Raw genomic sequence first — 23379 nt, forward strand, 5'->3', positions numbered from 1 at the left:
GTGTCTGCTCGCGCTCCACAAATTCTAACTGAATGTCGGTGCTAGGTAGCGTGAGGCGGTTGAATTCGGGCATGGATACCGCGAATTCCACCGCCTCGCTTCTTCAAACTCTAATCTGAACAGCGCCCGTCGCCGGAGCCCGCAGGCTTACGGTCGTCACGCACCTAGGGCCGTCGATGACCGTCACCGTCCGATACACCTGTCCATACTGTGGGGCCGTCGTCAGCGTCGAGCGCGCGCCCGACCTCGCGGACCGATCGGTCACCACGGTCCCACAGCCTGGCTGGGAGTACGCCAGACCGGACGACGACGACCTCGAGTCGGCGGACGGGATCGAGTTTCTCTGCGGCGAGGACGGCCCGATCACCGATCTCGAGGGAGAGCCGATCGAGGGCTGCGGACGGCCGTTCTACCTGAACTTCGTCCGCTACGAACAGGGGGTCGAACTCGACCCGGATCCGCCGACCTACGGCGGGCCGCGCTTCGACTTCGACGTGTAGCGGACCGGGAACGAACACAACCCTTTTCGACGGGCGGGCGTTGCTATCGGTATGGACGAAGCCGCCGTACGCGACCGCCTCCGGACGGTCGAGGATCCGGAACTCGGCGACGACATCGTGTCGCTCGGGTTGCTCAACGACGTCACCGTCGACGGCGATCGGGTCGACGTGAATCTCGCGCTCGGGGCCCCCTACTCCCCGACCGAAACGAACCTCGCCGGCGAGGTTCGCGAGGTGCTCGCGGACGAGGGCCTCGAGGTCGATCTCTCCGCGAGCATCCCCGACCGGGACGACCTCGCGAGCGAAGAACAGGTTCTGCCGAACGTCAAGAACGTGATCGCCGTCGCCTCCGGGAAAGGCGGCGTCGGCAAGTCGACCGTCTCGGTGAACCTCGCGGCGGGGCTCTCGAAACTGGGCGCGCGCGTCGGCCTCTTCGACGCCGACGTCTACGGGCCGAACGTCCCGCGGATGGTCGACGCCGACGAACCGCCGATGGCCACCGAGGACGAGACCCTCGTCCCGCCCGAGAAGTACGGCGTGAAGCTGATGAGCATGGCGTTCCTCACCGGCGAGGACGACCCGGTGATCTGGCGCGGTCCGATGGTCCACAAGGTCATCACCCAGTTGACCGAGGACGTCGAGTGGGGCCACCTCGACTACCTCGTGGTCGACCTCCCGCCGGGAACCGGCGACACCCAGCTGACGATGCTCCAGACGATGCCCGTCACCGGCGCGGTGATCGTCACGACGCCCCAGGACGTCGCGCTCGACGACGCCCGGAAGGGCCTGGAGATGTTCGCCAAGCACGACACCGTCGTGCTCGGCATCGCCGAAAACATGTCGACGTTCGCCTGCCCCGACTGCGGCAGCGAACACGACATCTTCGGCTCCGGCGGCGGCCGAGCGTTCGCGGACGAACACGAGATGCCGTTCCTCGGCTCGATCCCGCTCGACCCGGCCGTCCGCGAGGGTGGCGACGGCGGAAAGCCGACGGTGCTCGAGGACGAGACGGCCACCGGCGACGCCTTCCGGACGATCACCGAGAACGTCGCTAACAACACCGGGATCGTCCACCGGCGAAGCGTCTCCCAGACCAGACGCAGCGAAGCCGCCTCGCCCGATCGATGACCGCCGCGGACGAATCCGATCGCGAACCCGCCGGCGAGTTCGACCCGGACCCGGAGCGCGTCGACTGCCTCCGCGAGATCGCGGACGAGATCCGCGACGAGTCCAGCGAGAGCAAACAGCTCGCGAACATTCTTTACCGGACGAGCGACCTCTACGACGCGGACGAGGAGACCACGCCGGAGGAGATCGTCCGCAACGTCAAACTCATCCTCGAGGTCAAGGAACGCGGCGGCCTCGAGCGCTGAGCGCTCGTACTGACTCGTTTTTCGACGAACCGCGACGCTACTCGAAGCATCGGGAGCGTCGCCTCCAGTTCGGTCGAACGGAGAGCGCGACTCGAGGGGTGACTGCGGCACGACCGTCCGACGGCGTGGACCCCACCGCGTTTTCGCCGATCGTACGGCTATCGCGGCGACCGTTCGCGAACCTGCGTGGCGAATCGAATCTGGGCGAGGATCGCGCACCTCGAGAAGACATTTGATGGTATCTAACTACTTTTGGTACCTTGCAAGGGTGTCGCTTATCCCTTCGTGCCCGCTCTATTCGGACAGGAACGTAGCGAGGTACTCGCCTCGCACTGTCTCCAACGATATCCATGACCAACACAACGACACCGATCGAAACGACGTTCGAAATGCAGCGACAGTCTATCAAACAGAGCCAGCAACTCTTCGAGCAGGGCCTTCAGTTCCAGGAGAACATCGCCGAAACGTTCCTCCAGAACGGGTTCGCGGCCCAGCGAAGCGCACAGCGCCAGGGGACCGAACTCGCCCGAAAGGTCTTCGACGCACATCTCGAGGCGGTCGAGTCTGCCCTCGACGAAGATGCCCACGACGTCCGATCGACCGTCGACAAACAGTTCGAGGACGGGACGAAGCAAACTCAGCAGTTGATGAACGAGGGATTCGAGCAGTCCGCCGAACTGTTCCAGCACCTGCTGCACGCGCAGTTCGACGCCCTCGAGTCTGCGCTCGACGGGGACGGATTCGACGTCCGATCGGCCGTCGACCGGCAGTTCGACGAGTTCGAACAGGCTCACGAAGAGACCTGGGACGAGTTCGAGACCGGGATCCATGAAGCGGTCGACGACCTCACCGAGCAACAGAAAGCACTGCTCGCGGAGTCCACCGAGTCGCTCCTCGAGGCCCAACAGGAGACCGAACAGCAGACCGTCGACGGCGTCCGGCAGGCAGAGGAGGCCGCGGAATCCGTCCAACAGCAAACCGAAGAGATGGTCCAGACGACCCAACAGGGAGCCGAGTCGGTCACTGAAACGACACAGGAAAGCGCCCATGACCTCGTCGGCGAAGCGGCCGAGGCGACCGAAGACGTCACAACCGAGACCACTGACGCGATCGAAACCGCAGCCGAAGGCGGAACCGAAGCCGTCGAACAGAACCTGCAGTCGATCGCGGGCGTCGGACAGGTCTACGCGGATCGCCTCGCCGGGGCGGGCATCGAGACGATCGGCGACCTCGCCGACGCGCAGGCGAGCATCGTCGCCGAGGCTGCGGAAATTTCGGAAGCGAACGCCACCCAGTGGATCGACGCGGCTCAGTCCCAGGAGTAATCGCAGTACGCCGCTGGGATTCTCGAACCCGGGTCGACGGCGCTATCGTTCGTGAATCGTGTGAGAATCGCCGGTCAGGCGCGTCGTTTTTGGGTCTCTACCTCGAGAATCGACCGTGGACGCGAACCAGCAGACTCCGGCGAACCCGTACGGGATGGACGAGGAGTGCCGAAACTGTCCGGCGCTCTGTGAGACGCGCACGCAGGTGGTCCACGGCTACGGCGACGTCGGCGCGGACTTCCTGTTCGTCGGCGAGCGCCCCACGGCCCGGGCGGACGCGGTCGGCGTCCCGTTCCTCCGGGACGGGGACGATGCCGACGACGGATCCGATCCGGAGGGGACCACGCTCCGACGGATGCTCGAACGCCTCGGACTGTGCGACGCCACCTCGCCCGCCGATCGGCCCGCCGTCGAGAACGTCTACCTGACGAACTGCACCCGCTGTCGCGATCCCGATCGACATCCGACCGACGAGGAGATCGCGAACTGCGAGCCGTACCTCAACGCGGAGATCCGCATGATCAACCCGGAGATCCTCGTCCCGGTCGGCGAGCGCGCCCTCGAAGAGATCGGGACCGAGTACACGACGACGCCGGCCGACGACCTCTCGTTACCGGACGTCCACGCGACGACGATCCGCGGTCGCGGGTTCGAACTCGTTCCGATGGTCGAACCCCGGGACCAGACCGACGCACAGACCCAGGCGTGGCTCGAACACTTCGTCGACCTGATGGCCTCGGACTACCGCCAGACGAAGGGGCGACGGGAGCGATAGCGCGTTGGCGGACGATCGGAGAAACTGTGCCGGCGGACCGACCGCTCACCAGTACGGATTCTCGCGCCACCGCTTCGATCGGGCGCCGGTGGCGGCCAGCGCGCCGACGAAGACGACAGTAACGGCGAGCGTCGCGACCGTCGGCACGAGCCACTCGCCGGGCGTACCGAGCAGGTAGCTACTGACGAATCCATAGACGCCGACGATCGCGAGACAGACGATCGTGAGCGTCGCGAGCAGTCCGGAACCGGTTCGGCGGCCCATGGCCAGCAGTGAGCACCCCATCATCATAATTCGTGCGCTTTCGGCGAGAATCGAATCGGCCGTGCCGTCCGGAAGCGCCGCGTTCAAGGGCTGCGCCGACCGAGAGTGAGGTATGCTCATCGTCGTCCCGGTCGATCCGCCCCGGGAGGGACTCGTCCTGTCCGCGCTCGTCGATCGGACGCCGCTGTCGGCGTCGGAGGCGGCCGCCCTCTACGAAGCGGCGGCGATCGACGTGCTCCGCGCCGCGGCCGCGAGCGGCGGCGAACTGCTGGTCAACTACCGCGACGCCGAGACGCTCCCGGACGAGTACGCCGACGGCGATCCCGAGGCCGAGAGCAGGGCGCTGGTAGCGTCGGCGCTCGAGGACGCCGACGAGGTCCGGTTCGAGCGCCAGGTCGGTTCGACGCGCGCCGCCAGAATCGGTAACACGGTCACGCACCTGCTCGACCGCGAGGGGGTCCAGCACGTCGGCGTTCTGGAACCGACCGTCCCGCTCGTCGCTCGCACGGAACTCGACGGAGCGGCGATGTCGCTCCGTCGCCACGACGTCGTCCTCGGGCCGTCCACCGGCGGGCGGACCTACTTCGCCGGCTTCGCCGACCCGATCGACTTCACCGACGCCTACGACCCCCCCGCGCTGTCGACGCTGGCCGATCGGACCGCCGACGCGGGATTCAATCTCGGGTTCGCACCGATGCTGCCGACGATCACGACCGAATCGGGGCTGGCCGCGACGAAGGCGATGCTCGACGCGCGGGCCCAGGCCGACCGACCGGGCGGCGCGGCCACGGCCGCAGTTCTCGCGGACCTGGGAGTCGTCGTCGGGAGTGACGGGGCGATCGATCGGCGGTAGACCGATAACCATTTTGGACCGCGAGCAGAAGGGGAACTTGCGGTGGGGTGGCAGAGCGGCCTAACGCGCCTGCCTTGAGAGCAGGTGGCTGTCAAGCCTCATGGGTTCAAATCCCATCCCCACCGCTTCTGCGACGAACGGACGTGGGGAGCGAAGCGTGGACAATTAGATTTGAATCAGACCGGGGTTCTGCGAGCAATGCGAGCAGGTTCTCGGGCGTGGTTCAAATCCCATCCCCACCGTTGCTTTCGCGAACAAACTCGTGAGCGACAGCGAGGGCGATGGGATTTAAACGAGACCAGTCGCGCGCAGCGGAGCGAGCACGTCTGGGCGTGGTTCAAATCCCATCCCCACCGGTTTCCCGCAAACGAACTCGTGAGCGACAGCGAGGTCGATCGGGTTCCAATTGCAGATGGAAGCCGGGGGAGCCGACAATCCAACCGGGAATCGGCGTCAGCGACTGATTCGCGGGCACGCTCTCAAGATGCCGGAGCGCAAATCGCTACCCATGTGGCCACCGGCCGTCGCGGGTGGGCCGCCGATACACGCGATCGCCATCTCAGCACTCGGCGACGTGTTGGTCCCGACGTTCGCGCTCGGACTCGCGCTCGTTCACGTCGTCGCCGGTCGACTCCAGGTTCTCGATGCGATCCCGCGCAGCCGATGGCTGTCGATCGCGGGGGGCATCTCGGTCGCGTACGTCTTCGTTCACGTGCTCCCTCGAGTCGGGGCCGCAGCGGAGACGATCGACGAGAACGGGACGATCCTCGCGGCCCTCGACTACCACGTCTACTTCGTCACGCTCGTCGGGTTCGTCGTCTTCTACGGCCTCGAACGGTTCGCAACGGTCGGGTTCGGCTCGACGTTCGCCCGCACGGGATCGATCGTGGGCCGCGCTGTCGACGAGTCCCGACGCCCGACCGCCCGAGCGGCGTCGACCGGCGTCTTCTGGATTCACGTCGGATCGTTCGCGGCGTACAACGCCCTCGTCGGCTACCTCCTCGTTCATCCGGAGGAGCCGGGGGCGGTGAGTCTGACGTTCTTCTTCGTCGCGATGGCGTTGCACTTTCTCGTCAACGACGTCGGTCTGTACGAGCACCACGGACGAACGTACCGCGGGTACGGCCGATGGGTTCTCGCCGTCGCCGTCTTCGTCGGGGTTGCCGTCGGATACGCGACCCCCGTCAGCGAGTTCACCCTCGCGCTCCTGTTTGCGTTCCTCGCAGGGGGTGTCGTGCTCAACGTGATCAAGGAGGAACTCCCCTCCGAACGGCAGAGCCGTTTCTGGGCGTTCGTCGCCGGCGCAGGGGGGTACTCGCTCCTGTTGCTCACCGTCTAGCACCCGTCGGAGAAAGGCGACCGCGCACGCGGCCCGACGGTCGCTACTCGTAAGACAGTTCGAGTTCGCGAGCGCGCTCGAGCAGGTCCGCGTCGTAGTACTCTTCGGTCTGTTCCGGCCGGGTGTCGTCGATCGCCCGGACCTGCTGGACCGTGTTGCGGAAGACCTTGAACGTGGCCTCGTCGACCATCTGGCCGTCCAGCGTGACCGCGCCGGTGCCCTCGGCCTTGGCCTCGTTGAAGCGTTCGATCTTGCTCACGTCGCGTTCGAGTTCCTCCTGGGTCGGCATGTGGATCGTGTTCGCCTGGATCGTCTGCTTGGGGTACAGCGACCACGAGCCGTCGAGTCCGAGGTGGGCCTCGTATTCGACCTGGTCCGCGTAGGCGTCGGCGTTGTAGTAGGTCAGGCCCGCGCGCTCCTTGAACAGGTCGTCGAACGGACCGCCGATCGCGAGCAGGTCGCCCGCGCTGGCCTCGTTCGAGAGTTCCTCGAGGAGCGCGTCCCAGCGCGGGCGACCGTCGCCGAGGTCGCGCGCACCGAGTTCGGCCGCGTAGTCGACCGGCCCGAAGACGAGCGCGGTAAGCCGGGACTCCTCGCCGAATTTGGAGATCTCGTGGAGATCCGAGCGAGCACGGCCGGTCTCGACGATGATCGAGAGCTTGATCGAGCCGTCGGCGTACCCGTATTCGGCCTCGGCCTCGGCCACGGCTTCGGCGGCGCGTTTCACGTCCTCGATACGACCGACCTTGGGGACGACGACGCCGTTGATCTCGTCGCCGATCTCGCCGACGAGTCGGTCGATCTGTTCGCGGCCGCGAGACCGGAACGACTCGTCCTCGTAGCTCCACTCGACGCGGGGCCAGATCTCGCCGGGGAAGTCGTACTCGGGGACGAGTTCGATCGTGTTCTCGAGCCCCTCGGCTTTCATGTTCGGCGCGGTGCCGTCCTCGATGTCGGGAACCAGCCAGTCGGGGGCCTGAAAGCCCTCGGCCTCGAGGCCGGAGCGGAGGTACTTCGCCGAGTCGTCTTTCGGAACGGCGGCCGGTGCGGTCTGGAAGGTTCGGCAGAGTCGGATGTCCTCGGTCATGTCTGGATTGTCTGGATCTGTAGTTATCGGCAGTCAATTATAACGTTCGATCGTGTTAGTTAGAACGCTTTCGAATCTCCGCGGTTCGTGTCCCCGAATAGACGGGTTCGTCGTTCTGGTTGAACGCGATGTGTTCGAAGGTGACGGTGCCCGCCTCGTCGCTCGAGGCGTCGTTCTCGGACGACGTCCGAGAGCCAGTCGAGGTCTCCTCGACGCTGTCCTCGGCCTCGAGCACGCGGGTGAACGCGTAGACGGTGTCGCCGGCCGCGACGAACGTGTGGAACTGTTCGTCGTCGAAGCCGACCTCGCGCCACGTCCGCTCGTCCGATCGGGCGTGGCCAAGCGCGGTCGATCGCGTGACGTCGCCGTAGGTGACGATGTCGCCCGACGGCGAGTCGCTCATGACGTCGACGTTGTGGTGCTGTTTGGCCGTGTTGAGCGTCGCGAGGGGGAGCGAGGCGACGGTCACGTCGTCCTGCGTGCGTCCCCGTTCGTGGCGGTACGCGACGACGGCGTCGCGCTCCTCGGCCGCTTCGAGCGCCGCCGCGAAGTCCTCGAAGTAGCCGCCTTCGGGGGTGACGAACTCCGCGGGGAGGTCGGGACCGTCGCCGTCCTCTTCCGCGGCCGCAGCGCCGCCCCCGTCCGTCGCGACCGGTTCGCGACGGGGGATCATGTTCGTCCGCTCGTAGGAACAGAGCACCTCGCCGGTCTCGGCGTCCCTGCCGCGGGTGCGCCAGGAGACGATGCCGTACTCGGGCCGGGAACTCGAGGTGGCCGTGTTCACGACCTCGCTCTCGACGTGGAGTTCGGTACCCGCGTAGACCGGCGTCCCGGGGAACCGGACGTCGGTGCGGCCGAGGAAGTAACCGCCTTTCTCGCTCAGGTCCTCGACGGTGATCCCCAGCGTCGCGGCGGTGAGGAAGTCGGGGTGGATCGGCGGTTCCTCGAAGCCGCGGTCTTCCGCGGCGTCGGATCGCCAGTAGGCCGGATCGTGGTTCAGGGTCTGGCTCATCCAGGACTCGTTGCCCCAGCGGGTGAGCGTGAGGCCGGGGTCGTGCTCGATGAGGTCGCCTTCCTCGAAGTCCTCGAAACAGTTACCCTTCTCCCTCGTCTCGGCCTGTTCGAGCGCCTGTGCGAACGTGTCGGGATCTGTCCAGTCAACCGGTCGCGGTTCGCTCCGCTCTCCGCTCCCGTTGTCGGAATCCCGTTGCGATTCCCTAGTCATCTGCGGTAATTTCGTCGGTCTCGGTCGTCTGTTCCCGCTCGCGGCGAGCGATCGTCCGTCGCATCTCGTTCTCGACGATCATGTAGCCCTCGTCGAAGCCCATGCCGGGCTTTGCGAGCACCTGCGCGGCGTCCGTCGCGAGCGCGACGTGGGCGCATGCGCGTGCGGAGGTTTCCGTTTCGTTGCAGGTGCCGCCGAGGTAGGCCCGGGTGTCGGTCCCCTCGCAGTAGCGGACGGCCTGTCCGCTGCGGTGGATGCCGCCAAGGTCTGGCGTCTTGACCTGCACGAGGTCGGCCGCGCCCGCGTCGACGAACGCCTGCACGTCCTCGAAGGTGTTACACCACTCGTCGGCGACGATGTCGACGCCGACGCCCGCATCCGCGAGTCCCTCGCGGAGTTCGACCATCGCGTCGATCTGGTCCGCGCGATCGCCGACGTCCATCGGCCCCTCGATCTGAATCGGGTACGGGGCGGCGGCCTCCTTGAGCGCGGCGAAGTAGTGGACGACCTCGTCGCGATCGTACGGCGCGCCGAATATCTCGCCGATCATGCCGTAGACGTCGATGTGAAACCGGGGCTCGTACCCCTCCGGGCCGAGTTCCTGGGCGCGTTCGACGAGCCACTCGACGTACTCCAGCAGGGTCTCGCCGTTCTCGCCGATCTTCTCGACGCTGTTGATCAGCGCGTGGGGAAGCACCGGCACGCCCTTGACGAACATCTTCTCGGTGTTGGTGTACCGATCGTCGCCGGACTGGCCGAAGACCGGCACCGGTTCCGTCGCGGGGTCGGTGCCGAGCGCGTCGGCCATCACGTCGGTGCGCGTAGTGTTCCGGGCGTCCGCGGCCGCCGCGAGGAGGGCCTGCGAGACGCCGTAGCGGATCGCGGTGTGGAGCCGATCGCCCTGGACCCGCAGTTCCTCGAGTGCTTCGGCGTTGTCGAGGAACGCGGTCGCGTCGCGACCGACGAGCGCCTCGGCGACCGGCCCCTCGACGACGGGTTCGTACTCCGCGGCCTGGAACAGCGGGTCGCGCCCGCCGGCACCGGAGTACTGGACCGCGGCACAGTCGCCCCGCACGACGGTGCCGTCGGCGAGTTCGATGTCGACGATGAGCGTCTCGCCGGCCTGGCGTATTTCGTCGAAGCCGTCTGTGACGGGCTCGCCCTCGTAGGTGAACCCGTCCTGTTCGGCTCCGCGCTTGATCGCGCGCTGGTCGTCGAAGAAGAACCCGGAGTAGCCGGGCGTTGCGTGAATTGCCTCGATCTGCATCAAACGTCACCCTGTGGTCGACCGATGAGTTTTCCGTCGCTGATCGCGTCGACGTCGTCTGCAACCATCCGGAACGACTGCTCGCGTCCCTCCGTGTCCGCACGCCGGGAGAGGCGCGCCTTGTGGATCTCCTTGATGTCCTCGTCCATCGCGAGGTCGGCCCACTCGAAGATGCGGACGCGACCGTCGTCGTCGCGGGCCGGCAGGATCGCCCCCTTCGCGCTGTCGCTGGGGGCGAAGGGGACGTCGAGCGCGCCCGAATCGAACGCCTCGATCGTTCCCCGGACGACGTCGCCGTCGCCGTGTTCGAAGATGGTGTCCATCAGGCACCGCGTCTCGCGCTCGATGAGGTCCTGTTCCTCCGCGATGCCGTCGATGTCGATCTCCTGCTCGATCGCCATGTCGATGACCTGTCGCGTCGTGCGCAGGCCGGAGGCGTTCGCCTCCTTGGTCGGGACCCCCTGGAACTCCTGTGGGGACTTGGTGATGACCTTGTCGGGTTTTGCGATCGCGGCGGTCATGCCGCCGAGGCTGATGACGCCGTTGGCGCGGGCCTCGTCCGGCGGGAAGCCGCCCATCCACTCGTGGAAGACCGTGGTGACGACGACCTCGTCCGGGAGGTACTCGTCACCCAGCTTCTGGAGGGCGTTCAGGGCGGCGACGTCCTGGACGACGTTGCCGACCTGCCCGTAGCCGAGCGTGATCGATCGCACGCCCTGGGTCGCCGCCAGCTGGCCCTCGACGATCATGATCGCGATCGCGATCGAGGGCGGGACGAGCGTTCCCGTGAGGGGACCGAACGGTTCGCGGTTGATCCGCACGCCGCGTTCGGTGTACGCGCCCGCGAGACGATCGACGAACTGCCACTTCTCGATGGTCTCCTCGAGTCCGTGGCGCTTCGTGTAGGGAATGTTGTAGGAGATCGGCCCCCCCTCGAAGCTCTGGAAGCCGCCGGCGAACGTGATCGCCGCGAGCAGTCGGGCGTCCGGCGTCCCGTGGCGCACCTCGATCGGCGCGTCGATCGCGTCGATCAGTTCGCGACAGCCGTCGACGCCGTGGTTGACCGCGGGAAAGCCGTTCAGGGTGTCCTCGCCCGTCTCGCGGGCCTTGTCGAGGCCCTCCTGGGCCTTCCCGTACTCGTTGTCCCGCGTGTAGGAGTCGATCGTGGTCGGCAGGAGATCCGCCTGCCCCTCCCGGTGGAGGTACTCGAGGAGTTCGATCTGGTCGTCGAGCCTGGGGACCCCGGCCCGGGGCTGGAGGAGGGGTTTGTCGGCCGACTCGAGGACGTCCGCGAACCGCTTGCGGTCGGGCAGCGATTCGTGGTACTCGATCGCGTCCTCGAAGTCGACGTCCGCTCCAGTGGACCAGTTCGACCGAATCTCCTCGTCGATACGCCGTAGCTCGTCGGATGGAATCCGTTCGTCTCGTATCATTTAGGAATTGATAGTAGCACGTTCAGACTCCGTCGGACTGATCTGGAGGTCCTGTCGGAGTGCCGCGATCGCGTCCTCGGGATCGGTCTCGGAGTCGAAGACGCGATCGAACCCGAGTTCCCGGAAGGTTCGACGGGTCTGTTCGAACTCGTCCTGCCCGACGGCGAGATTGCCGCCGATGAACGTGACCGCGTCGACCCCGTATTCGTCGAGGACGTCGTGGAATCCCTGACAGTCCTGCTCGGCGTGGCCGTACAGCGACGAGACGAGTACGGCCTCGGCGTCGTGGGCTACTGCCGCCTCGGCGAACTCCTCCTGGGAGGTCTGGACGCCGAGGTTGACGACGTCGAAACCAGCTGCGCTGAAGGCCTGCTCTAAGATCGTGATGCCGACGACGTGCGCGTCGGAACCGATCACGCCGAGGACGACCGTTCGGGACATGTATTGAGAACCATGAGGAACCACCGTATAAACCTAATGATCTTCCATGATAATACTCCTTAAACATCCTAACACCCACTCTATGGGACGAAGTCACAAAGTACATTATCGATGGTAAAGGTTTAGGGAGCGGTCCGAAAACTGGGTGGTACATGGGAGCACTGTCGAACCTTCGCGTGCTGGACCTGACCCAGGTCCTGGCCGGGCCGTACTGTACGATGTTACTCGCGGACATGGGCGCGGACGTCGTGAAGATCGAACGGCCGGGCGGCGACCTGATCCGATCGAACCCGCCGTTCGTCGACGATCCCGAGGAGGAAGCCTACGGCGGCTACTTCCAGAGCGTCAACCGCGGCAAGCGAAGCATCGAACTGGACTTCGGCGACGGGTCCGATCGCGAGGACTTCCTCTCGCTCGTCGAGGAGGCCGACGTCGTCGTCGAGAACTATCGCGCGGGCACGATGGAGAAGTACGACCTCGGCTACGAGACGCTCACCGAGTACAACCCGCAACTGATCTACTCCTCGATCCGGGGGTTCGGCGACCCGCGGACGGGCGAAACCGATCGGCAGGGCCAGCCATCCTTCGACCTCATCGCGCAGGCGCTCGGCGGCGTGATGGAGATCACCGGACAGGAGGACGGGCCGCCGACCAAGACCGGACCCGGCGTCGGCGACCTCTTTACCGCGACGCTGAACTGCATCGGCATCCTCGCGGCGGTCAACCACCGCGAACAGACCGGCGAGGGCCAGTACGTCGACACCGGAATGTACGATTCGATGATCAGTTTTACCGAGCGCGCCATCTACCAGCAGTCCTACACCGGCGAAGCGCCGTCCCGGCAGGGCAACTCCCACCCCACGCTCTTTCCCTACGACGCGTTCGAAACCGCCGACGGCTACGCCGTCATCGCGGCGTTCAACGACAAACACTGGGCGGACCTCTGCGACGCGATGGGCCGCGACGACCTCGCCGAAGAGTTTCCCACGATGCCGGAACGCCTCGAGAACCGCGACAGCCTCCGCGAGGAGATCGCCGACTGGACCGCCGACATCATGACCGACGACCTCGTCGACAGTCTCGAGGGGCGGGTCCCGGCGGCACCCGTCCAGACCACCGAGGAAATCTTCGCGGACGAGCACATCCACGCGCGCGACATGCTCGTGCCGGTCGAACAGCCCGGGGCCGACACCGAGGTCGAGATCGCGGGCAACCCGATCAAGATGAGCGAGACGACGCCCCAGCCCCGCGGCCGCGCGCCGTTGCTGGACGAACACCGCGAAGAGATCCTGGGCGAGGAAGCGGAGACGACGGCCGACGACTGAGACGGTCCGTTGTGATTCGTTACCGGTGATCGCCGCCCCGGTCGGGCGATCACCGGTAAAACGTTACAACGATCCGGATGAGACGGGACCAGCCGTTCGATAGGACGTCGGTGTCGAGGCGATCGGTATCCGGTCTGCCACTCCCGTCCGGCCACCACTACACCCGTCCAACAGATCGATCGGTGCCGCGACCCGCGCGGCTGATCGGCGGTGACTCGCCGGCGGAGAGTAACCCTTTTGCGGGATCCCTGCACACGTCCCGGTATGAGCAACGATTGGCCAGTCGACCCCGACGGCGAGGAAGGCAGCGAGGGGATGCGCAAGTTCGACATGCGGATCATCGCGGACAAGGTCGACGAGGAGGAGGACTTCCCGATGGACGTCGCCGAGTTCGTCGACGAGTACGGCGACTACCCGATCCGGATCAACTACCAGCGCGTCGTTCCGATGCACGAGATCTTCGACTACGTCGAACCCGAGGAGTTCGAGACGATGGTCGACATGCACAAGGCCGTCGGGGACGCCATGCGCGCGGGCGACTTCTGGACGTACCACCCGAAGGGCAAGGATCCCGAGAAGAAACACGCGTAACGCGGCGGACGACTTGCGATCGATTTTTCGGGCCGCGAAATTCGATCGGTTCCGCGATTCGTTCGTGCCGGCCCCATCACGAATCTGGATTACGTATCACTTATACGAGGGCGTTCGAAAATTTCCCCTACCGTGACTAACACGCAGGTAACGCTGGTCCAGATCGACAACTACGGGCCGTGGACGGTGACGCCGGAACCGCGCCGCGAGGCGGACCTCCAGACGATGCAGTCCCGGCTCTTCGCCGACATCTCCCAGTTCGTCGGTTCCCGTGACGGGTACGTCTTCTTCACCCGCTTCGACAACATGATCGCGGTCACGAACGGGCTCTCGATGACCGATCACGCCCTCCTCCAGGAGTCGATCGGGAACCGGTATCCGGTGACGCTCAGCCTGGGCGTCGCGACCGGGACGAATCCCGTGCAGGCCCTCTCCGACGCCACTGCGGGGCTCCAGGAGGCCGGTAGCGCACAGGATAAGCACCGCCGCGAGATCCTCGAGGGGAGGGTCATCGCAGACGCTCACCGGACCGACGAGGACGTCCAGATCGCGCACTTCGACGTGATCGACGCGACCGGCAACTACACGGACGAACTCAACGCCTTCGACAGCTTCATCGAGATCGAACAGGGGTACGCGGAACTGATGCGCCACATGCGCTACTCCCACGACAGCCTCTCGTTCTTCGTCGGCGGGGACAACGTCATCGTCGTCTGTCCAGCCCTCGAGGAAGCCGACTACGAGGACGCGATCTACCACGTCGAGGAGGCCGTCGACGTCGAACTGCAGGTCGGCGTCGGTCGCGGCGCGAGTGCTCACGACGCGGGGTACGCTGCAAAACACGCGCTCGAAACCTGTCGGGCCGACGGAACAAGGGTCGAACTCGACTGGTAGCGGCCGATTCCCGAGACGCGAAACTTCACCACGCACCGGCTTAAGCGTGCCGGGGGTAGCTTTTAGCCCATCTGTAGGTATTGTTCACACATGGAATCGGAACTGTCGGTCAGGGACGTCCTGACGACCGAATACGTCGGCGTTAGCGAGTCCGATAGCGTTCTCGGGGCCGTCCGCCTCATGCGCGAGGAACGGGCGAGTTGCGTGCTGGTCGTTCGCGGTACCGACCCGGTCGGGATCATGACCGAGTGGGACGTGCTCGGACTCGTCGCCGAGGAACGCGAGCCAGGCGACACGACCATCGGCGAGGTCATGACCACGCCGGTTATCACCGTCTCGCCCGATCGATCGCTCTCCGACGTGGCCACGATGATGAGCCGGCAGGACGTGCGCAACATCGTCGTCGAGGAGGACGACGAACTCCTCGGCGTGGTCACCCAGCGCGACGTCATCGCCGCCGCGGGGTCGTTCCAGGGCACGGTCGCACCGGGTCGATCGACCGAGGCGACGCTCGATCGGGACCGCCCGATCGACGACGCCGCGTCGCTCGCGGTCGAGAGCACCGACGAGGAGTTGCTCCCCAACGGCGGCGACGAGTACTCGACGCAGGGCGTCTGTGAGGCCTGTGGCTCGCTCGCAGACTCGCTCTGGGACGCGAACGGTCAGCTGGTCTGTTCGGACTGCCGTTCGATGTGATCGCCGCCCGAACACCGCGCTCGTCTCTTCTCGATCCGGTCGCCGACGTGCATCACGCCGATAGTAAGACCTTTCGGGTGCCGCAATGGACTGGTCGGTAATGATCGCGACCCTCGACGACCTCGACGTCGAAGGGACGACGGTCGGCGTCCGCGTCGACGTCAACAGTCCCATCGACGACGACGGTGGGCTCGCCGACGACGCCCGACTGCGTGCCCACGTCGATACCCTCTCGGAACTGCTCGATCGTGGCGGTCGGGTCGCCGTCCTGGCCCACCAGGGCCGACCCGGCAGCGACGATTTCGTTTCCCTCGCGTCTCACGCCGATCGCCTCTCCGAACTGCTCGATCGACCGGTCGACTACGTCGACGCGACGTTCAGCGACGCCGCTCGTGACGCCGTCACGGACCTCGGGAACGGCGACTGCGTCGTGCTCGAGAACACCCGCTTCTACAGCGAGGAGTACATGGAGTTCGAACCGGAACGAGCCGCCCGGACCCACCTCGTCGAGGGGCTCGAACCGGTGCTCGACGCCTACGTCAACGACGCCTTCGCCGCCGCCCACCGCTCCCAGCCCTCGCTGGTCGGCTTTCCCACGGTGCTTCCCGGCTACGCCGGCCGGGTCATGGAGGCCGAACTCGACGTACTGGGGTCGATCGAAGAGACTCCGGAACCCCGGGTCTACGTCCTCGGCGGTGCGAAAGTGCCCGACTCGATCGACGTCGCCTGGAGCGTCCTGGAGAAGGGACTGGCCGATCACGTCCTGACCGCCGGCGTGGTCGGCAACGTCTTCCTCATCGCCGACGGGGTCGACCTCGGCGACGCCAGTTCCGATTTCATCTACGACCAGGGCTACTGGGACGAGATCGATCGCGCGAGCGACCTGCTGGACGCGTACGGCGAGCGGATCGCGATCCCGCGAGACGTCGCGGTCTCCCGCGACGGCGATCGCCACGAACTCGGCGTCAACGCGCTCCCGCCCGCGGAGGGCGAGGCCGCGATGGACGTCGGGAGTTCGACGCTCGCGTACTACCGGCGGATCCTCGACGACGCCGGGACGGTCATCCTCAACGGTCCCGCGGGCGTCTTCGAGGAGGCGGCCTTCGAACGCGGCACGCGGGAACTGTACGACGCCGCGACGGCGGTACCGACGAGCATCGTCGGCGGCGGCGACACCGCGTCCGCACTCCGTCAGCTCGGGGTCGAGGGCTTTTCCCACGTCAGTACCGGCGGCGGTGCCGCCCTCCGGATGCTCACTGCCGAACCGCTCCCGGCCGTGACCGCGCTTGAGCATGACGACCGAGCCAGCGATTGAACCGGCGACCCGGAACGACCTCGAGACGATCACGGAGCTGTGGGTCCGCCTCGCCCGCGGCCAGCGCGAGTACGGATCGGCCGTTCGCGCCGCCCAGAACCGGGAGGCGATGCGGGAGACCCTCGGAGCCCACCTGCACGCGGACGGCCTCCTCGTCGCGCGCGTCGAGGACGCCGTCGTCGGATTCGCCTCATTCTCGATCGAACGCGGCTCGCTGGCTCTCGAGACGACGCGGGGCGTGCTCTCGAACCTCTACGTGGAACCGGCCTATCGCGGGCAGGGAATCGGGACGGCGCTGCTCACCGCCGCCGAGGCGGAACTCGCCGACCAGGGTACCGAAACCCTCCTCCTCGAGGTCATGGCGGACAACGAGGATGCCCGGGAGTTCTACCGGGCACAGGGGTACGACGAGTTCCGGATCGGCATGTCGCGATCGATCGGCGATCGGTCGGAAAACGATACACACTCAAAGGAGGACGGCTAACGCACAGCCAGCGCCAGGGGAGCATGGGCGGTTCATGCACTCGACTTGTAATCGAGACTTCGTGGGTTCAAATCCCACCCCTGGCTTAAATCCTTAGGTTCAAAGCCCCTACCTTCAGGTATCGGCTGTTTCCGACATCCAAAGGAAGTCAGCAATTCGGACCCGAGGTTCAAAGCCCATTCTTCTACTGACCTGAATGGAGGTGTCAGCGCTTGAGCTCGGCGACTGGCGGGATCGGCCCGTTCTGCGGAGCACTCGGCTGTACCGACGACGCCGACGTCGTCATCCAACATCCAGAGCACGGCGAGCGGACGGTCTGCGAGGACTGCGCCGGCGATTACGAGGTGATCTGGAATGTGCAGTGAGGCCGGTGACGCGAGAGCGTCTGATGCACTCGTCATGTCACAACGCGCGCTCGGTCGATGCGTCGACCTCGAGCGCGACCTCGCCGAAGTCCGCGAGGAGATAGATGATCTTGATCGCCGAGTCGGGGCCCTGGAGCGTGATCTCGATGAGTGACGGCAGCAACGTCCGGCCGGAGGACGCACTCCAGGTCGCCCAACGGGCGATGGCTCGCTGCTCGGAACTGGAAGACATCGTCGACGAACTTCGGGAAGACAACCTCGATCTCCAGGATCGAGTCACTGCACTGGAGTTGCGCTACGAGGATATCGAGGAGAACCGCTCCTACGACGATCTCGATCGAGATGGCCGTGTCGGAGCTGTTCGCGAACACGCCTTTCGCCGGGCGACCGAGAGCCACGGGAAGGCCGCGCTTGACTACAACGACATCATGTGGAGCGTGTTCGACGGAGAGCCGAGCGCGGACTACTGCTATAAACTGATGCGTCTCGCCGCGAAGGCGCCGGGATTCGAGTACAAGAACCCCTCTGGAAAGGGGAAGCAACTGATCGTCGACGCCCACGAGGCGAGAACTGGCGCCTCGTTTTCGTCCGCGAAGAAAACGGATCTGGAGGGGGAGATCTAACGATGGGTTTCTTCCGCCGAGGTATTCCACCACCAGTTTCATAGAGTGAAAATTGCGTTGTAGTGCGGTTTGTACAAACTGTCGATTAGCTGTGGGTACGCCGAATCCGACGCCGTCCGACGCCGTCGTTCGACGTCTGGAAGGCTCGATTCGGTTTTATTCGCAGACGAAAACCGCGACCGATCCAATGTCAACAACCCAAACCCAGGACGAACCACTCACCGATCGTCTCGCGACGGAGTTCTACCGTCGCTACTACAAGGAGGCGATCGGGCAGCTGGCACAACGCTACCCGAACGAACAACGCTCGCTCGAGATCGACTGGCGCGACATTCACCAGTACGACCCTGATATCGCGGACGACTACCTCACGCAACCAGAGCAGATGCGTCGGTACTTCGTGGAGGCGCTCCGGATGTTCGACCTCTCGATCGACATCGAGTTGAACGCGCATGTACGCGTCGGGAACCTTCCAGAGGAGTATACCTACTATCCGGGCGAATTCTCTCCATCGGGGCACCTCGGCGACTACCGGTCGATCCGGGGCGAGATCACGAAGACCTCCGACGTCTACCCGAAGATCGAGGAAGCGGCGTTCGAGTGCAAACTCTGCGGAACCGTCACCCGTGTCCCACAGTCAGACGGGAGCTTCCAGGAGCCTCACGAGTGCCAGGGCTGTGAGCGACAGGGGCCGTTCAGAGTGAACTTCGATCAGTCAGAGTTCGTTGACGCGCAGAAGCTCCGGATCAAGATGCCGCCGGAGCTCGCCGACGGCGCCGGCCAGAAAATCGACGCCTTCGTCGAGGACGACATCGCCGGGAAGGTAACGGTCGGCGACCGGGTCTGCGTCTCGGGCATCATCCGGTTCGAGCAGAACACCAGCGGCTCGAAAAAGGAGCCGACGTTCGACGAGTACCTCGAAGGCTACCACATCGATATCGAGCAGACGGACCAGCAGGATCTCGACATCTCGAGCAAGGAGCGAAAGCGGATCCACGATCTCGCTGACGGGGCCGAAGGCGATCCGTTCGAGGTGGCTGCGCAGTCGTTCTCGACGAAGGTCTTCGGCTACGACCTCGAAAAGAAAGCGCTCGTCCTGGCGCTGGTCTCCGGCGGATCGATCGAGTACGCCGACGGTGACACTGACCGATCGACGGTGAACGTCTTCCTGATCGGCGATCCTGGAACTGGCAAGTCAAAGCTAATCGATCGGGCGGAAGATGTTGGATGGCGGACTGTCGGTGTGACGAGCCGCCGTGCGAGTGGGCCTGGCCTCACGGTTGCAGCTGAACAGGACGACTTCGGCGACGATGGCTGGTCGCTCAAAGCCGGCGCGTTCGTCAAAGCCAACGGCGGGGCGGTGTGCATCGATGAGCTCGACGATATGGACAGCGAGGTCCGTGCACATATGCTCGAGCCGATGTCGAAGCAGAAGATCAATGTCGAACTCGCCGGCGAGAGCGCCACGTTCGCAACCGAAGCCGCGGTGATCGCGGCGGGCAACCCGAAGCACGGCCGGTTCGATCCATATGAGCCGATCCCTGAACAGTTCGACTTCCGTTCGGACCTGTTGTCACGCTTCGACCTGATCTTCACCGTCCAGGACGAACCCGACGAAGATGACGATCGAGAGCTGGCTGATCACGTCCTGAACGTACGCGATGCCGCAAAGCGCGATGATCAGAACGAGGCCAAGGAAGACGACGGCGTCGAGCCGATCGTCGAACCGGAACTCTTCCGGAAGTGGATCGCGCTCGCGAAACAGCAGCCTGCTCCGCCGTTCGAGAGTCAGGCGGTCAAAGAGCAGCTCCGGGATAGCTTCCTCGAGATTCGCCGGCTCTATGATGTCAGCGACAACTCACCGATCCCGGTCACCTTCCGTGACCTCGAGGCGCTGGTCCGGATCGCCGAGGCCGCTGCGAAGTTCGAACTCTCGAACGTCATCACCGAGCGCCACGCACGGATCGCGACCGAGATGGCCGGTCGGTCGATGCAGGACGTCGGCAAGAACGAAGACGGCGAGTACGACGCCGACGTCGTCGAAGTCGGTCAGTCGAAAAGCCAGAAGAAGCGGATGAAACTCCTCGCGAGCGCTATCAACGAACTCGAGGACGAGTACGCCGATGGCGTTCCACGAAATCGCGTGATCGAGTACATGACCGAGGACGACGATCGGTGGAACGTCGATCGGCTTCACTCGGACATGGACAGTATGCTCGAGGATGGCATCGCGATCGAGCCGAAGACCGACCACATCCGATATCTGGGGAGGGCGTGACCATGGCGGATGATGCCTCGTCAAAAGAGATCTACGAGAGCGTGGTCGGCTACGTCAAGCACAACACGGGCGGAGAACAACCGCCGCTGATCCACGAAGGGCCGGTCGTCTCGAGTGTCTCGTGGAGCTATCCCGACGAACATCCTTCGCGGATCCGGTCGGCGATCGCGGTGGCGACGTCCCGGGGCGATCTCTTCCGCTACGTCGACGACTCGGACGGGCGTGACCGGGCGTATCTGGGGATCGACGACGCGGATACACTCGAGCGCAAGATTCGCGAGTACCACGACCGAACCGAGCGGACGACCCGTAGCGGGGCGCTCAGACTTCGGGTTGCGAATCATCGAGTCGACGACCTTCGAGGTGAGAACGATGACTGATAATGACAGCAGCAACTACAGATGCGTCACTGAGCACGGTCACGGGACTCAACCAGCGAGAAATCAGGAGACTAAAAGAGGCCAAGAAGTTCGAGCACGATGTCGACCAACTTATCGAACCATCCGGTCTCCTCTTCGTCCTCTTCCCCGGAGGCGCGGCCACCCGATGAGTTCGACATCTGCTAACTGGTACACCAATATCCATCTAAAAGATTGGGTGAAACGGTCAGTCAATACGGACACTGATCACTCGTCTTCGAATTCTGAGAACTCCACTGGAACCGAAGGGGGTGACAACTCGTGACGACCGGCAACGTGGTCAACCTCGACAATGGCCATAACGGCTACTGCGTCGAGAGCCTCATCGGTGTCACCTACTGCGGTGAAACGTTCGATCCCACGGCTCTCAAGCGCGAACCGTATGCGATCAATCGCGGCCACGACCATCCGCACAACACGCTCTGCTTCGACTGTTCGAAGGCGGACTCGCGAAAACTCCGTGACGCAGCGCGAGGTGAACTCAAGGGATGACTGTCTTCGAAGACACCCTGGAACTCTGGCAGAACGCTCTTGAGCACGATGACGTCGCGACAATCACGGGCCTGCCCTCGCTCGAAACGCTCCTGGAGGCACGCGACCGCTTCGCGGAGTTGGGTAACGAGCCCCGCGACGGCTGTCTCGTCATCTCGATCGATATCGCTCGGGAGATCTCGCTGGGCTGGGTCGAGATCGAGGGACCAGCAGTTCCGCCAGGCCACGAGAAGTTCCGGCCGTTCGACGACATAATCTCGATCATCAACGGCGCAGATCGTAGCGCGTTCGTCTGGCGATCGGACGCCGTCCGACTCGACATTACGGTCCAGGATCCCGACGGGGTCGTCGCGATCGATTTCAACAGGGGTGACCAGACCGATGTCTAAACAACAAGGACGGGACCTAGAGACCCTCCCACCGAGTGCGAAGTTCGTGTACAAAGTCCTCGAATACGAGGCACCACTCACACAGAAAGAGATCATCGAGGAGACACAGCTGACTCAGCGGACCGTCTACAATGCGCTCCAAGATCTCGACAAGATTGACGTCATCGACAGCCATCCCCTCCGGACAGATCTTCGTCAGGACGTTTACTACCTAAAGTAATCCTCGTCGTTTCTGGATGATCGCTAAGTGCAAAGGATGAGTTCAGCACGACGGCATCGTTTGTTTCACGCCGAAACAGGTGAACCACCTGTTCAGTAGTTCTGCGAACTGAGCGGTATACTGTTACTCGTCGTATCCTGGAATCGAGATGGGTTCCCCGGCCTCGTTTAGATTGGCCCAGACATCACCGGTGTGCTTAACGACAACTTCGAATTGATACGTATCTCTCCCATCCTGTGCTCGGGAGTTAAACGATACTACTTCGTGATTGGCGTGACGCTTTGAGGCCGCGGTCAGGCTGTAGACACCATCTCCCGTATCCAAGCCTTGAACTACCGTCTTGGGTTCGCCACTAGCGGGCGTATCAACCGTCGTCCAGACTGGACGTTCGGTATTCCCTTCGTGGGAGCCGTAAACCAGTGTCAGCCGCACCGGTTCTGTATTCCCGGTATCGCTTCGAACGACGATTCGTTCAAGGGGAGGGTCCGAGGTGGACGCTGCGTCGGTACCGCCGTCAAAAGAAAGGGCAGAACAGCCAGCCAATGCGGTCAGCGTCGTCACTCCGCACGCAAGAAGGCTTCTCCGCGATGTGGACGGGGACAATTCGACCATATCACCGATGTACTACGTCTCGTAGATGAAAATTTCGATACTGCTATTTACACACTCTGAATTGAACGATTGAGAGCATGAGTGCAGCACGTCGACTTCGTTTCTTCCAATCGTGCTGCGCTGAATCTGCCGATCGGTAGACCTGTGAACTGAACACTGGTACAGAAAACATATATGTGGTATTGAAATAACAGAACTTATGAAAATAAAGAAAGTAACTCATATCGGTATCCTCATTGATATCGTCATCTTCCTCTCGATTACCGTTTTGATCTGGGGGTTAGATACCACACGCGTAGTCCCGCTAGAACTCTCGTATTACACTATTGACTTTATCATAGGAACCCCTTTGTTTAATATTTCTAACAGAGGGGCTGCTTTGTTGTACTGGTTAGGTTTGGGTATTGTTTACACTGCTATCTTTTCGACGGTTGTGGTGTTAGTTTTCCGGCGAATCAGAGGGGATATCATATAGTATTCGATCGGTGTTTAAAATCTCTCTACTGCCCGATCACGACCACCACTCGATCAGCCTTTGACCTGTGCGACATTTGCGCTGTGAGTTCAGCACAGGTCGTTCGAACTGCTTGGTCTCTGTCAGGACTGGCATGACCGACTCAGAGGTTGTATTCCTCACAGAGAGGCGTTTATTTCTGAGTCTTCTCCCCTAGATCACCTGTGAGAATGCGCTTGCGTATTGATCGGCGTTCGGTGGTGCAAGTTCCGTGATGGTTCTGTAATCGCCACACTTTCGTTCAGTGCTGTTATAACCAACTTCGTGGTAACTTGCTTAT

General features: G+C 63.8%; 28 protein-coding genes and 2 tRNA genes. 23 read left to right on the forward strand and 7 right to left on the reverse strand.

Annotated elements, in window-relative coordinates:
- Positions 1 to 176 precede the first annotated feature (176 nt).
- The 5 genes from AC6I6X_RS21665 to AC6I6X_RS21685 all read left to right on the forward strand — a co-directional run bounded on the left by AC6I6X_RS21665 (position 177) and on the right by AC6I6X_RS21685 (position 3973).
- A complete protein-coding gene (locus AC6I6X_RS21665) occupies positions 177 to 500 on the forward strand; it encodes a DUF7969 family protein (protein ID WP_497932651.1) in 324 nt (107 codons plus the stop codon).
- Between the two features lie 51 nt (positions 501 to 551).
- Complete coding sequence (locus tag AC6I6X_RS21670; RefSeq protein WP_497932652.1) at positions 552 to 1628, forward strand: Mrp/NBP35 family ATP-binding protein; 1077 nt, start codon at positions 552 to 554, stop codon at positions 1626 to 1628.
- Positions 1625 to 1873: a DUF7976 family protein gene (locus AC6I6X_RS21675; protein ID WP_497932653.1), complete on the forward strand. Its 249-nt coding sequence runs from the start codon at positions 1625 to 1627 to the stop codon at positions 1871 to 1873. The genes AC6I6X_RS21670 and AC6I6X_RS21675 overlap by 4 nt, the downstream gene beginning before the upstream one ends.
- 389 nt (positions 1874 to 2262) lie before the next feature.
- On the forward strand, positions 2263 to 3198 hold the full coding sequence (locus tag AC6I6X_RS21680) for a helix-hairpin-helix domain-containing protein (protein WP_497932654.1): 936 nt from the start codon (positions 2263 to 2265) through the stop codon (positions 3196 to 3198).
- A 115-nt stretch (positions 3199 to 3313) separates the two neighbouring features.
- Positions 3314 to 3973 carry a uracil-DNA glycosylase gene (locus AC6I6X_RS21685; RefSeq protein WP_497932655.1) on the forward strand — a complete coding sequence of 220 codons (660 nt, stop codon included), beginning with the start codon at positions 3314 to 3316 and terminating at the stop codon, positions 3971 to 3973.
- 45 nt (positions 3974 to 4018) lie between these two features.
- On the opposite strand, the gene AC6I6X_RS21690 is transcribed toward AC6I6X_RS21685, so the two are convergent.
- Positions 4019 to 4237: a hypothetical protein gene (locus AC6I6X_RS21690; RefSeq protein WP_497932656.1), complete on the reverse strand. Its 219-nt coding sequence runs from the start codon at positions 4235 to 4237 to the stop codon at positions 4019 to 4021.
- Positions 4238 to 4349: 112 nt separating this feature from the next.
- Between AC6I6X_RS21690 and AC6I6X_RS21695 the strand changes: the two genes are divergently transcribed.
- From AC6I6X_RS21695 to AC6I6X_RS21705, 3 genes are all read left to right on the forward strand, one after another.
- On the forward strand, positions 4350 to 5090 hold the full coding sequence (locus tag AC6I6X_RS21695) for a hypothetical protein (protein ID WP_497932657.1): 741 nt from the start codon (positions 4350 to 4352) through the stop codon (positions 5088 to 5090).
- Positions 5091 to 5131: 41 nt separating this feature from the next.
- A tRNA-Ser gene (locus tag AC6I6X_RS21700) sits at positions 5132 to 5215 on the forward strand.
- A 383-nt stretch (positions 5216 to 5598) separates the two neighbouring features.
- On the forward strand, positions 5599 to 6429 hold the full coding sequence (locus AC6I6X_RS21705) for a hypothetical protein (RefSeq protein ID WP_497932658.1): 831 nt from the start codon (positions 5599 to 5601) through the stop codon (positions 6427 to 6429).
- Between the two features lie 43 nt (positions 6430 to 6472).
- Here the strand turns inward: AC6I6X_RS21705 and citE are convergent, their stop codons facing one another.
- The 5 genes from citE to glmS are packed head-to-tail and all read right to left on the reverse strand — an operon-like array spanning position 6473 to position 11882.
- On the reverse strand, positions 6473 to 7516 hold the full coding sequence (gene citE, locus AC6I6X_RS21710; RefSeq protein WP_497932659.1) for an L-malyl-CoA/beta-methylmalyl-CoA lyase: 1044 nt from the start codon (positions 7514 to 7516) through the stop codon (positions 6473 to 6475).
- Between the two features lie 55 nt (positions 7517 to 7571).
- Positions 7572 to 8741, reverse strand: coding sequence for a 2-methylfumaryl-CoA hydratase (mch, locus tag AC6I6X_RS21715; RefSeq protein WP_497932660.1), 1170 nt, complete (start codon positions 8739 to 8741; stop codon positions 7572 to 7574).
- Positions 8734 to 10008 carry a methylaspartate ammonia-lyase gene (locus AC6I6X_RS21720; RefSeq protein ID WP_497932661.1) on the reverse strand — a complete coding sequence of 425 codons (1275 nt, stop codon included), beginning with the start codon at positions 10006 to 10008 and terminating at the stop codon, positions 8734 to 8736. The genes mch and AC6I6X_RS21720 overlap by 8 nt, the downstream gene beginning before the upstream one ends.
- Positions 10008 to 11441, reverse strand: coding sequence for a methylaspartate mutase subunit E (locus AC6I6X_RS21725; RefSeq protein ID WP_497932662.1), 1434 nt, complete (start codon positions 11439 to 11441; stop codon positions 10008 to 10010). The genes AC6I6X_RS21720 and AC6I6X_RS21725 overlap by 1 nt, the downstream gene beginning before the upstream one ends.
- On the reverse strand, positions 11442 to 11882 hold the full coding sequence (glmS, locus tag AC6I6X_RS21730; protein ID WP_497932663.1) for a methylaspartate mutase subunit S: 441 nt from the start codon (positions 11880 to 11882) through the stop codon (positions 11442 to 11444).
- A 152-nt stretch (positions 11883 to 12034) separates the two neighbouring features.
- Between glmS and mct the strand changes: the two genes are divergently transcribed.
- From mct to AC6I6X_RS21770, 8 genes are all read left to right on the forward strand, one after another.
- On the forward strand, positions 12035 to 13207 hold the full coding sequence (gene mct, locus AC6I6X_RS21735; RefSeq protein WP_497932664.1) for a succinyl-CoA:mesaconate CoA-transferase: 1173 nt from the start codon (positions 12035 to 12037) through the stop codon (positions 13205 to 13207).
- A 264-nt stretch (positions 13208 to 13471) separates the two neighbouring features.
- A complete protein-coding gene (locus tag AC6I6X_RS21740) occupies positions 13472 to 13798 on the forward strand; it encodes a DUF5785 family protein (protein WP_497932665.1) in 327 nt (108 codons plus the stop codon).
- Between the two features lie 132 nt (positions 13799 to 13930).
- Positions 13931 to 14692, forward strand: a complete 762-nt coding sequence (locus tag AC6I6X_RS21745; RefSeq protein ID WP_497932666.1) for a GTP cyclohydrolase III — start codon at positions 13931 to 13933, stop codon at positions 14690 to 14692.
- A 90-nt stretch (positions 14693 to 14782) separates the two neighbouring features.
- Entirely contained in the window at positions 14783 to 15388 is a 606-nt protein-coding gene (locus AC6I6X_RS21750) for a CBS domain-containing protein (RefSeq protein ID WP_497932667.1), read from the forward strand.
- 100 nt (positions 15389 to 15488) lie between these two features.
- Positions 15489 to 16703, forward strand: coding sequence for a phosphoglycerate kinase (locus AC6I6X_RS21755; protein WP_497932668.1), 1215 nt, complete (start codon positions 15489 to 15491; stop codon positions 16701 to 16703).
- Positions 16681 to 17187 carry a GNAT family N-acetyltransferase gene (locus AC6I6X_RS21760; RefSeq protein WP_497932669.1) on the forward strand — a complete coding sequence of 169 codons (507 nt, stop codon included), beginning with the start codon at positions 16681 to 16683 and terminating at the stop codon, positions 17185 to 17187. The genes AC6I6X_RS21755 and AC6I6X_RS21760 overlap by 23 nt, the downstream gene beginning before the upstream one ends.
- A 12-nt stretch (positions 17188 to 17199) precedes the next feature.
- Positions 17200 to 17273, forward strand: a tRNA-Thr gene (locus AC6I6X_RS21765).
- A 126-nt stretch (positions 17274 to 17399) separates the two neighbouring features.
- Positions 17400 to 17552 carry a hypothetical protein gene (locus AC6I6X_RS21770; RefSeq protein WP_497932670.1) on the forward strand — a complete coding sequence of 51 codons (153 nt, stop codon included), beginning with the start codon at positions 17400 to 17402 and terminating at the stop codon, positions 17550 to 17552.
- A gap of 37 nt (positions 17553 to 17589) precedes the next feature.
- On the opposite strand, the gene AC6I6X_RS21775 is transcribed toward AC6I6X_RS21770, so the two are convergent.
- Entirely contained in the window at positions 17590 to 17715 is a 126-nt protein-coding gene (locus AC6I6X_RS21775) for a hypothetical protein (protein WP_497932671.1), read from the reverse strand.
- On the opposite strand from AC6I6X_RS21775, the gene AC6I6X_RS21780 reads away from it, so the two are divergent.
- The 7 genes from AC6I6X_RS21780 (at position 17699) to AC6I6X_RS21810 (ending at position 21973) form a co-directional block, all read left to right on the forward strand.
- Complete coding sequence (locus tag AC6I6X_RS21780) at positions 17699 to 18175, forward strand: hypothetical protein (RefSeq protein WP_497932672.1); 477 nt, start codon at positions 17699 to 17701, stop codon at positions 18173 to 18175. The genes AC6I6X_RS21775 and AC6I6X_RS21780 overlap by 17 nt on opposite strands.
- Before the next feature lie 187 nt (positions 18176 to 18362).
- Positions 18363 to 20453 carry a minichromosome maintenance protein MCM gene (locus AC6I6X_RS21785; RefSeq protein WP_497932673.1) on the forward strand — a complete coding sequence of 697 codons (2091 nt, stop codon included), beginning with the start codon at positions 18363 to 18365 and terminating at the stop codon, positions 20451 to 20453.
- A gap of 2 nt (positions 20454 to 20455) precedes the next feature.
- Entirely contained in the window at positions 20456 to 20833 is a 378-nt protein-coding gene (locus AC6I6X_RS21790; RefSeq protein ID WP_497932674.1) for a hypothetical protein, read from the forward strand.
- A gap of 2 nt (positions 20834 to 20835) precedes the next feature.
- Positions 20836 to 21003, forward strand: a complete 168-nt coding sequence (locus tag AC6I6X_RS21795) for a hypothetical protein (RefSeq protein ID WP_497932675.1) — start codon at positions 20836 to 20838, stop codon at positions 21001 to 21003.
- Between the two features lie 130 nt (positions 21004 to 21133).
- Positions 21134 to 21364, forward strand: a complete 231-nt coding sequence (locus AC6I6X_RS21800) for a hypothetical protein (RefSeq protein WP_497932676.1) — start codon at positions 21134 to 21136, stop codon at positions 21362 to 21364.
- Positions 21361 to 21753: a hypothetical protein gene (locus AC6I6X_RS21805; RefSeq protein ID WP_497932677.1), complete on the forward strand. Its 393-nt coding sequence runs from the start codon at positions 21361 to 21363 to the stop codon at positions 21751 to 21753. The genes AC6I6X_RS21800 and AC6I6X_RS21805 overlap by 4 nt, the downstream gene beginning before the upstream one ends.
- On the forward strand, positions 21746 to 21973 hold the full coding sequence (locus AC6I6X_RS21810) for an ArsR family transcriptional regulator (RefSeq protein ID WP_497932678.1): 228 nt from the start codon (positions 21746 to 21748) through the stop codon (positions 21971 to 21973). Before AC6I6X_RS21805 ends, AC6I6X_RS21810 begins: the two co-directional genes overlap by 8 nt.
- Positions 21974 to 23379 lie beyond the last annotated feature (1406 nt).

The sequence above is a fragment of the Halosolutus sp. YCN4 genome (assembly GCF_059736495.1).

Coding starts and splice junctions, on each gene's coding strand:
- AC6I6X_RS21665 (WP_497932651.1), top strand. CDS start 177: ATGACCGTCACCGTCCGATACACCTGTCCATACTGTGGGGCCGTCGTC.
- AC6I6X_RS21670 (WP_497932652.1), top strand. CDS start 552: ATGGACGAAGCCGCCGTACGCGACCGCCTCCGGACGGTCGAGGATCCG.
- AC6I6X_RS21675 (WP_497932653.1), top strand. CDS start 1,625: ATGACCGCCGCGGACGAATCCGATCGCGAACCCGCCGGCGAGTTCGAC.
- AC6I6X_RS21680 (WP_497932654.1), top strand. CDS start 2,263: ATGCAGCGACAGTCTATCAAACAGAGCCAGCAACTCTTCGAGCAGGGC.
- AC6I6X_RS21690 (WP_497932656.1), bottom strand. CDS start 4,237: ATGGGCCGCCGAACCGGTTCCGGACTGCTCGCGACGCTCACGATCGTC.
- AC6I6X_RS21695 (WP_497932657.1), top strand. CDS start 4,350: ATGCTCATCGTCGTCCCGGTCGATCCGCCCCGGGAGGGACTCGTCCTG.
- AC6I6X_RS21705 (WP_497932658.1), top strand. CDS start 5,599: ATGTGGCCACCGGCCGTCGCGGGTGGGCCGCCGATACACGCGATCGCC.
- citE (WP_497932659.1), bottom strand. CDS start 7,516: ATGACCGAGGACATCCGACTCTGCCGAACCTTCCAGACCGCACCGGCC.
- mch (WP_497932660.1), bottom strand. CDS start 8,741: ATGACTAGGGAATCGCAACGGGATTCCGACAACGGGAGCGGAGAGCGG.
- AC6I6X_RS21720 (WP_497932661.1), bottom strand. CDS start 10,008: ATGCAGATCGAGGCAATTCACGCAACGCCCGGCTACTCCGGGTTCTTC.
- AC6I6X_RS21725 (WP_497932662.1), bottom strand. CDS start 11,441: ATGATACGAGACGAACGGATTCCATCCGACGAGCTACGGCGTATCGAC.
- glmS (WP_497932663.1), bottom strand. CDS start 11,882: ATGTCCCGAACGGTCGTCCTCGGCGTGATCGGTTCCGACGCGCACGTC.
- mct (WP_497932664.1), top strand. CDS start 12,035: ATGGGAGCACTGTCGAACCTTCGCGTGCTGGACCTGACCCAGGTCCTG.
- AC6I6X_RS21740 (WP_497932665.1), top strand. CDS start 13,472: ATGAGCAACGATTGGCCAGTCGACCCCGACGGCGAGGAAGGCAGCGAG.
- AC6I6X_RS21750 (WP_497932667.1), top strand. CDS start 14,783: ATGGAATCGGAACTGTCGGTCAGGGACGTCCTGACGACCGAATACGTC.
- AC6I6X_RS21755 (WP_497932668.1), top strand. CDS start 15,489: ATGATCGCGACCCTCGACGACCTCGACGTCGAAGGGACGACGGTCGGC.
- AC6I6X_RS21760 (WP_497932669.1), top strand. CDS start 16,681: ATGACGACCGAGCCAGCGATTGAACCGGCGACCCGGAACGACCTCGAG.
- AC6I6X_RS21780 (WP_497932672.1), top strand. CDS start 17,699: ATGAGTGACGGCAGCAACGTCCGGCCGGAGGACGCACTCCAGGTCGCC.
- AC6I6X_RS21785 (WP_497932673.1), top strand. CDS start 18,363: ATGTCAACAACCCAAACCCAGGACGAACCACTCACCGATCGTCTCGCG.
- AC6I6X_RS21790 (WP_497932674.1), top strand. CDS start 20,456: ATGGCGGATGATGCCTCGTCAAAAGAGATCTACGAGAGCGTGGTCGGC.
- AC6I6X_RS21795 (WP_497932675.1), top strand. CDS start 20,836: ATGACAGCAGCAACTACAGATGCGTCACTGAGCACGGTCACGGGACTC.
- AC6I6X_RS21805 (WP_497932677.1), top strand. CDS start 21,361: ATGACTGTCTTCGAAGACACCCTGGAACTCTGGCAGAACGCTCTTGAG.
- AC6I6X_RS21810 (WP_497932678.1), top strand. CDS start 21,746: ATGTCTAAACAACAAGGACGGGACCTAGAGACCCTCCCACCGAGTGCG.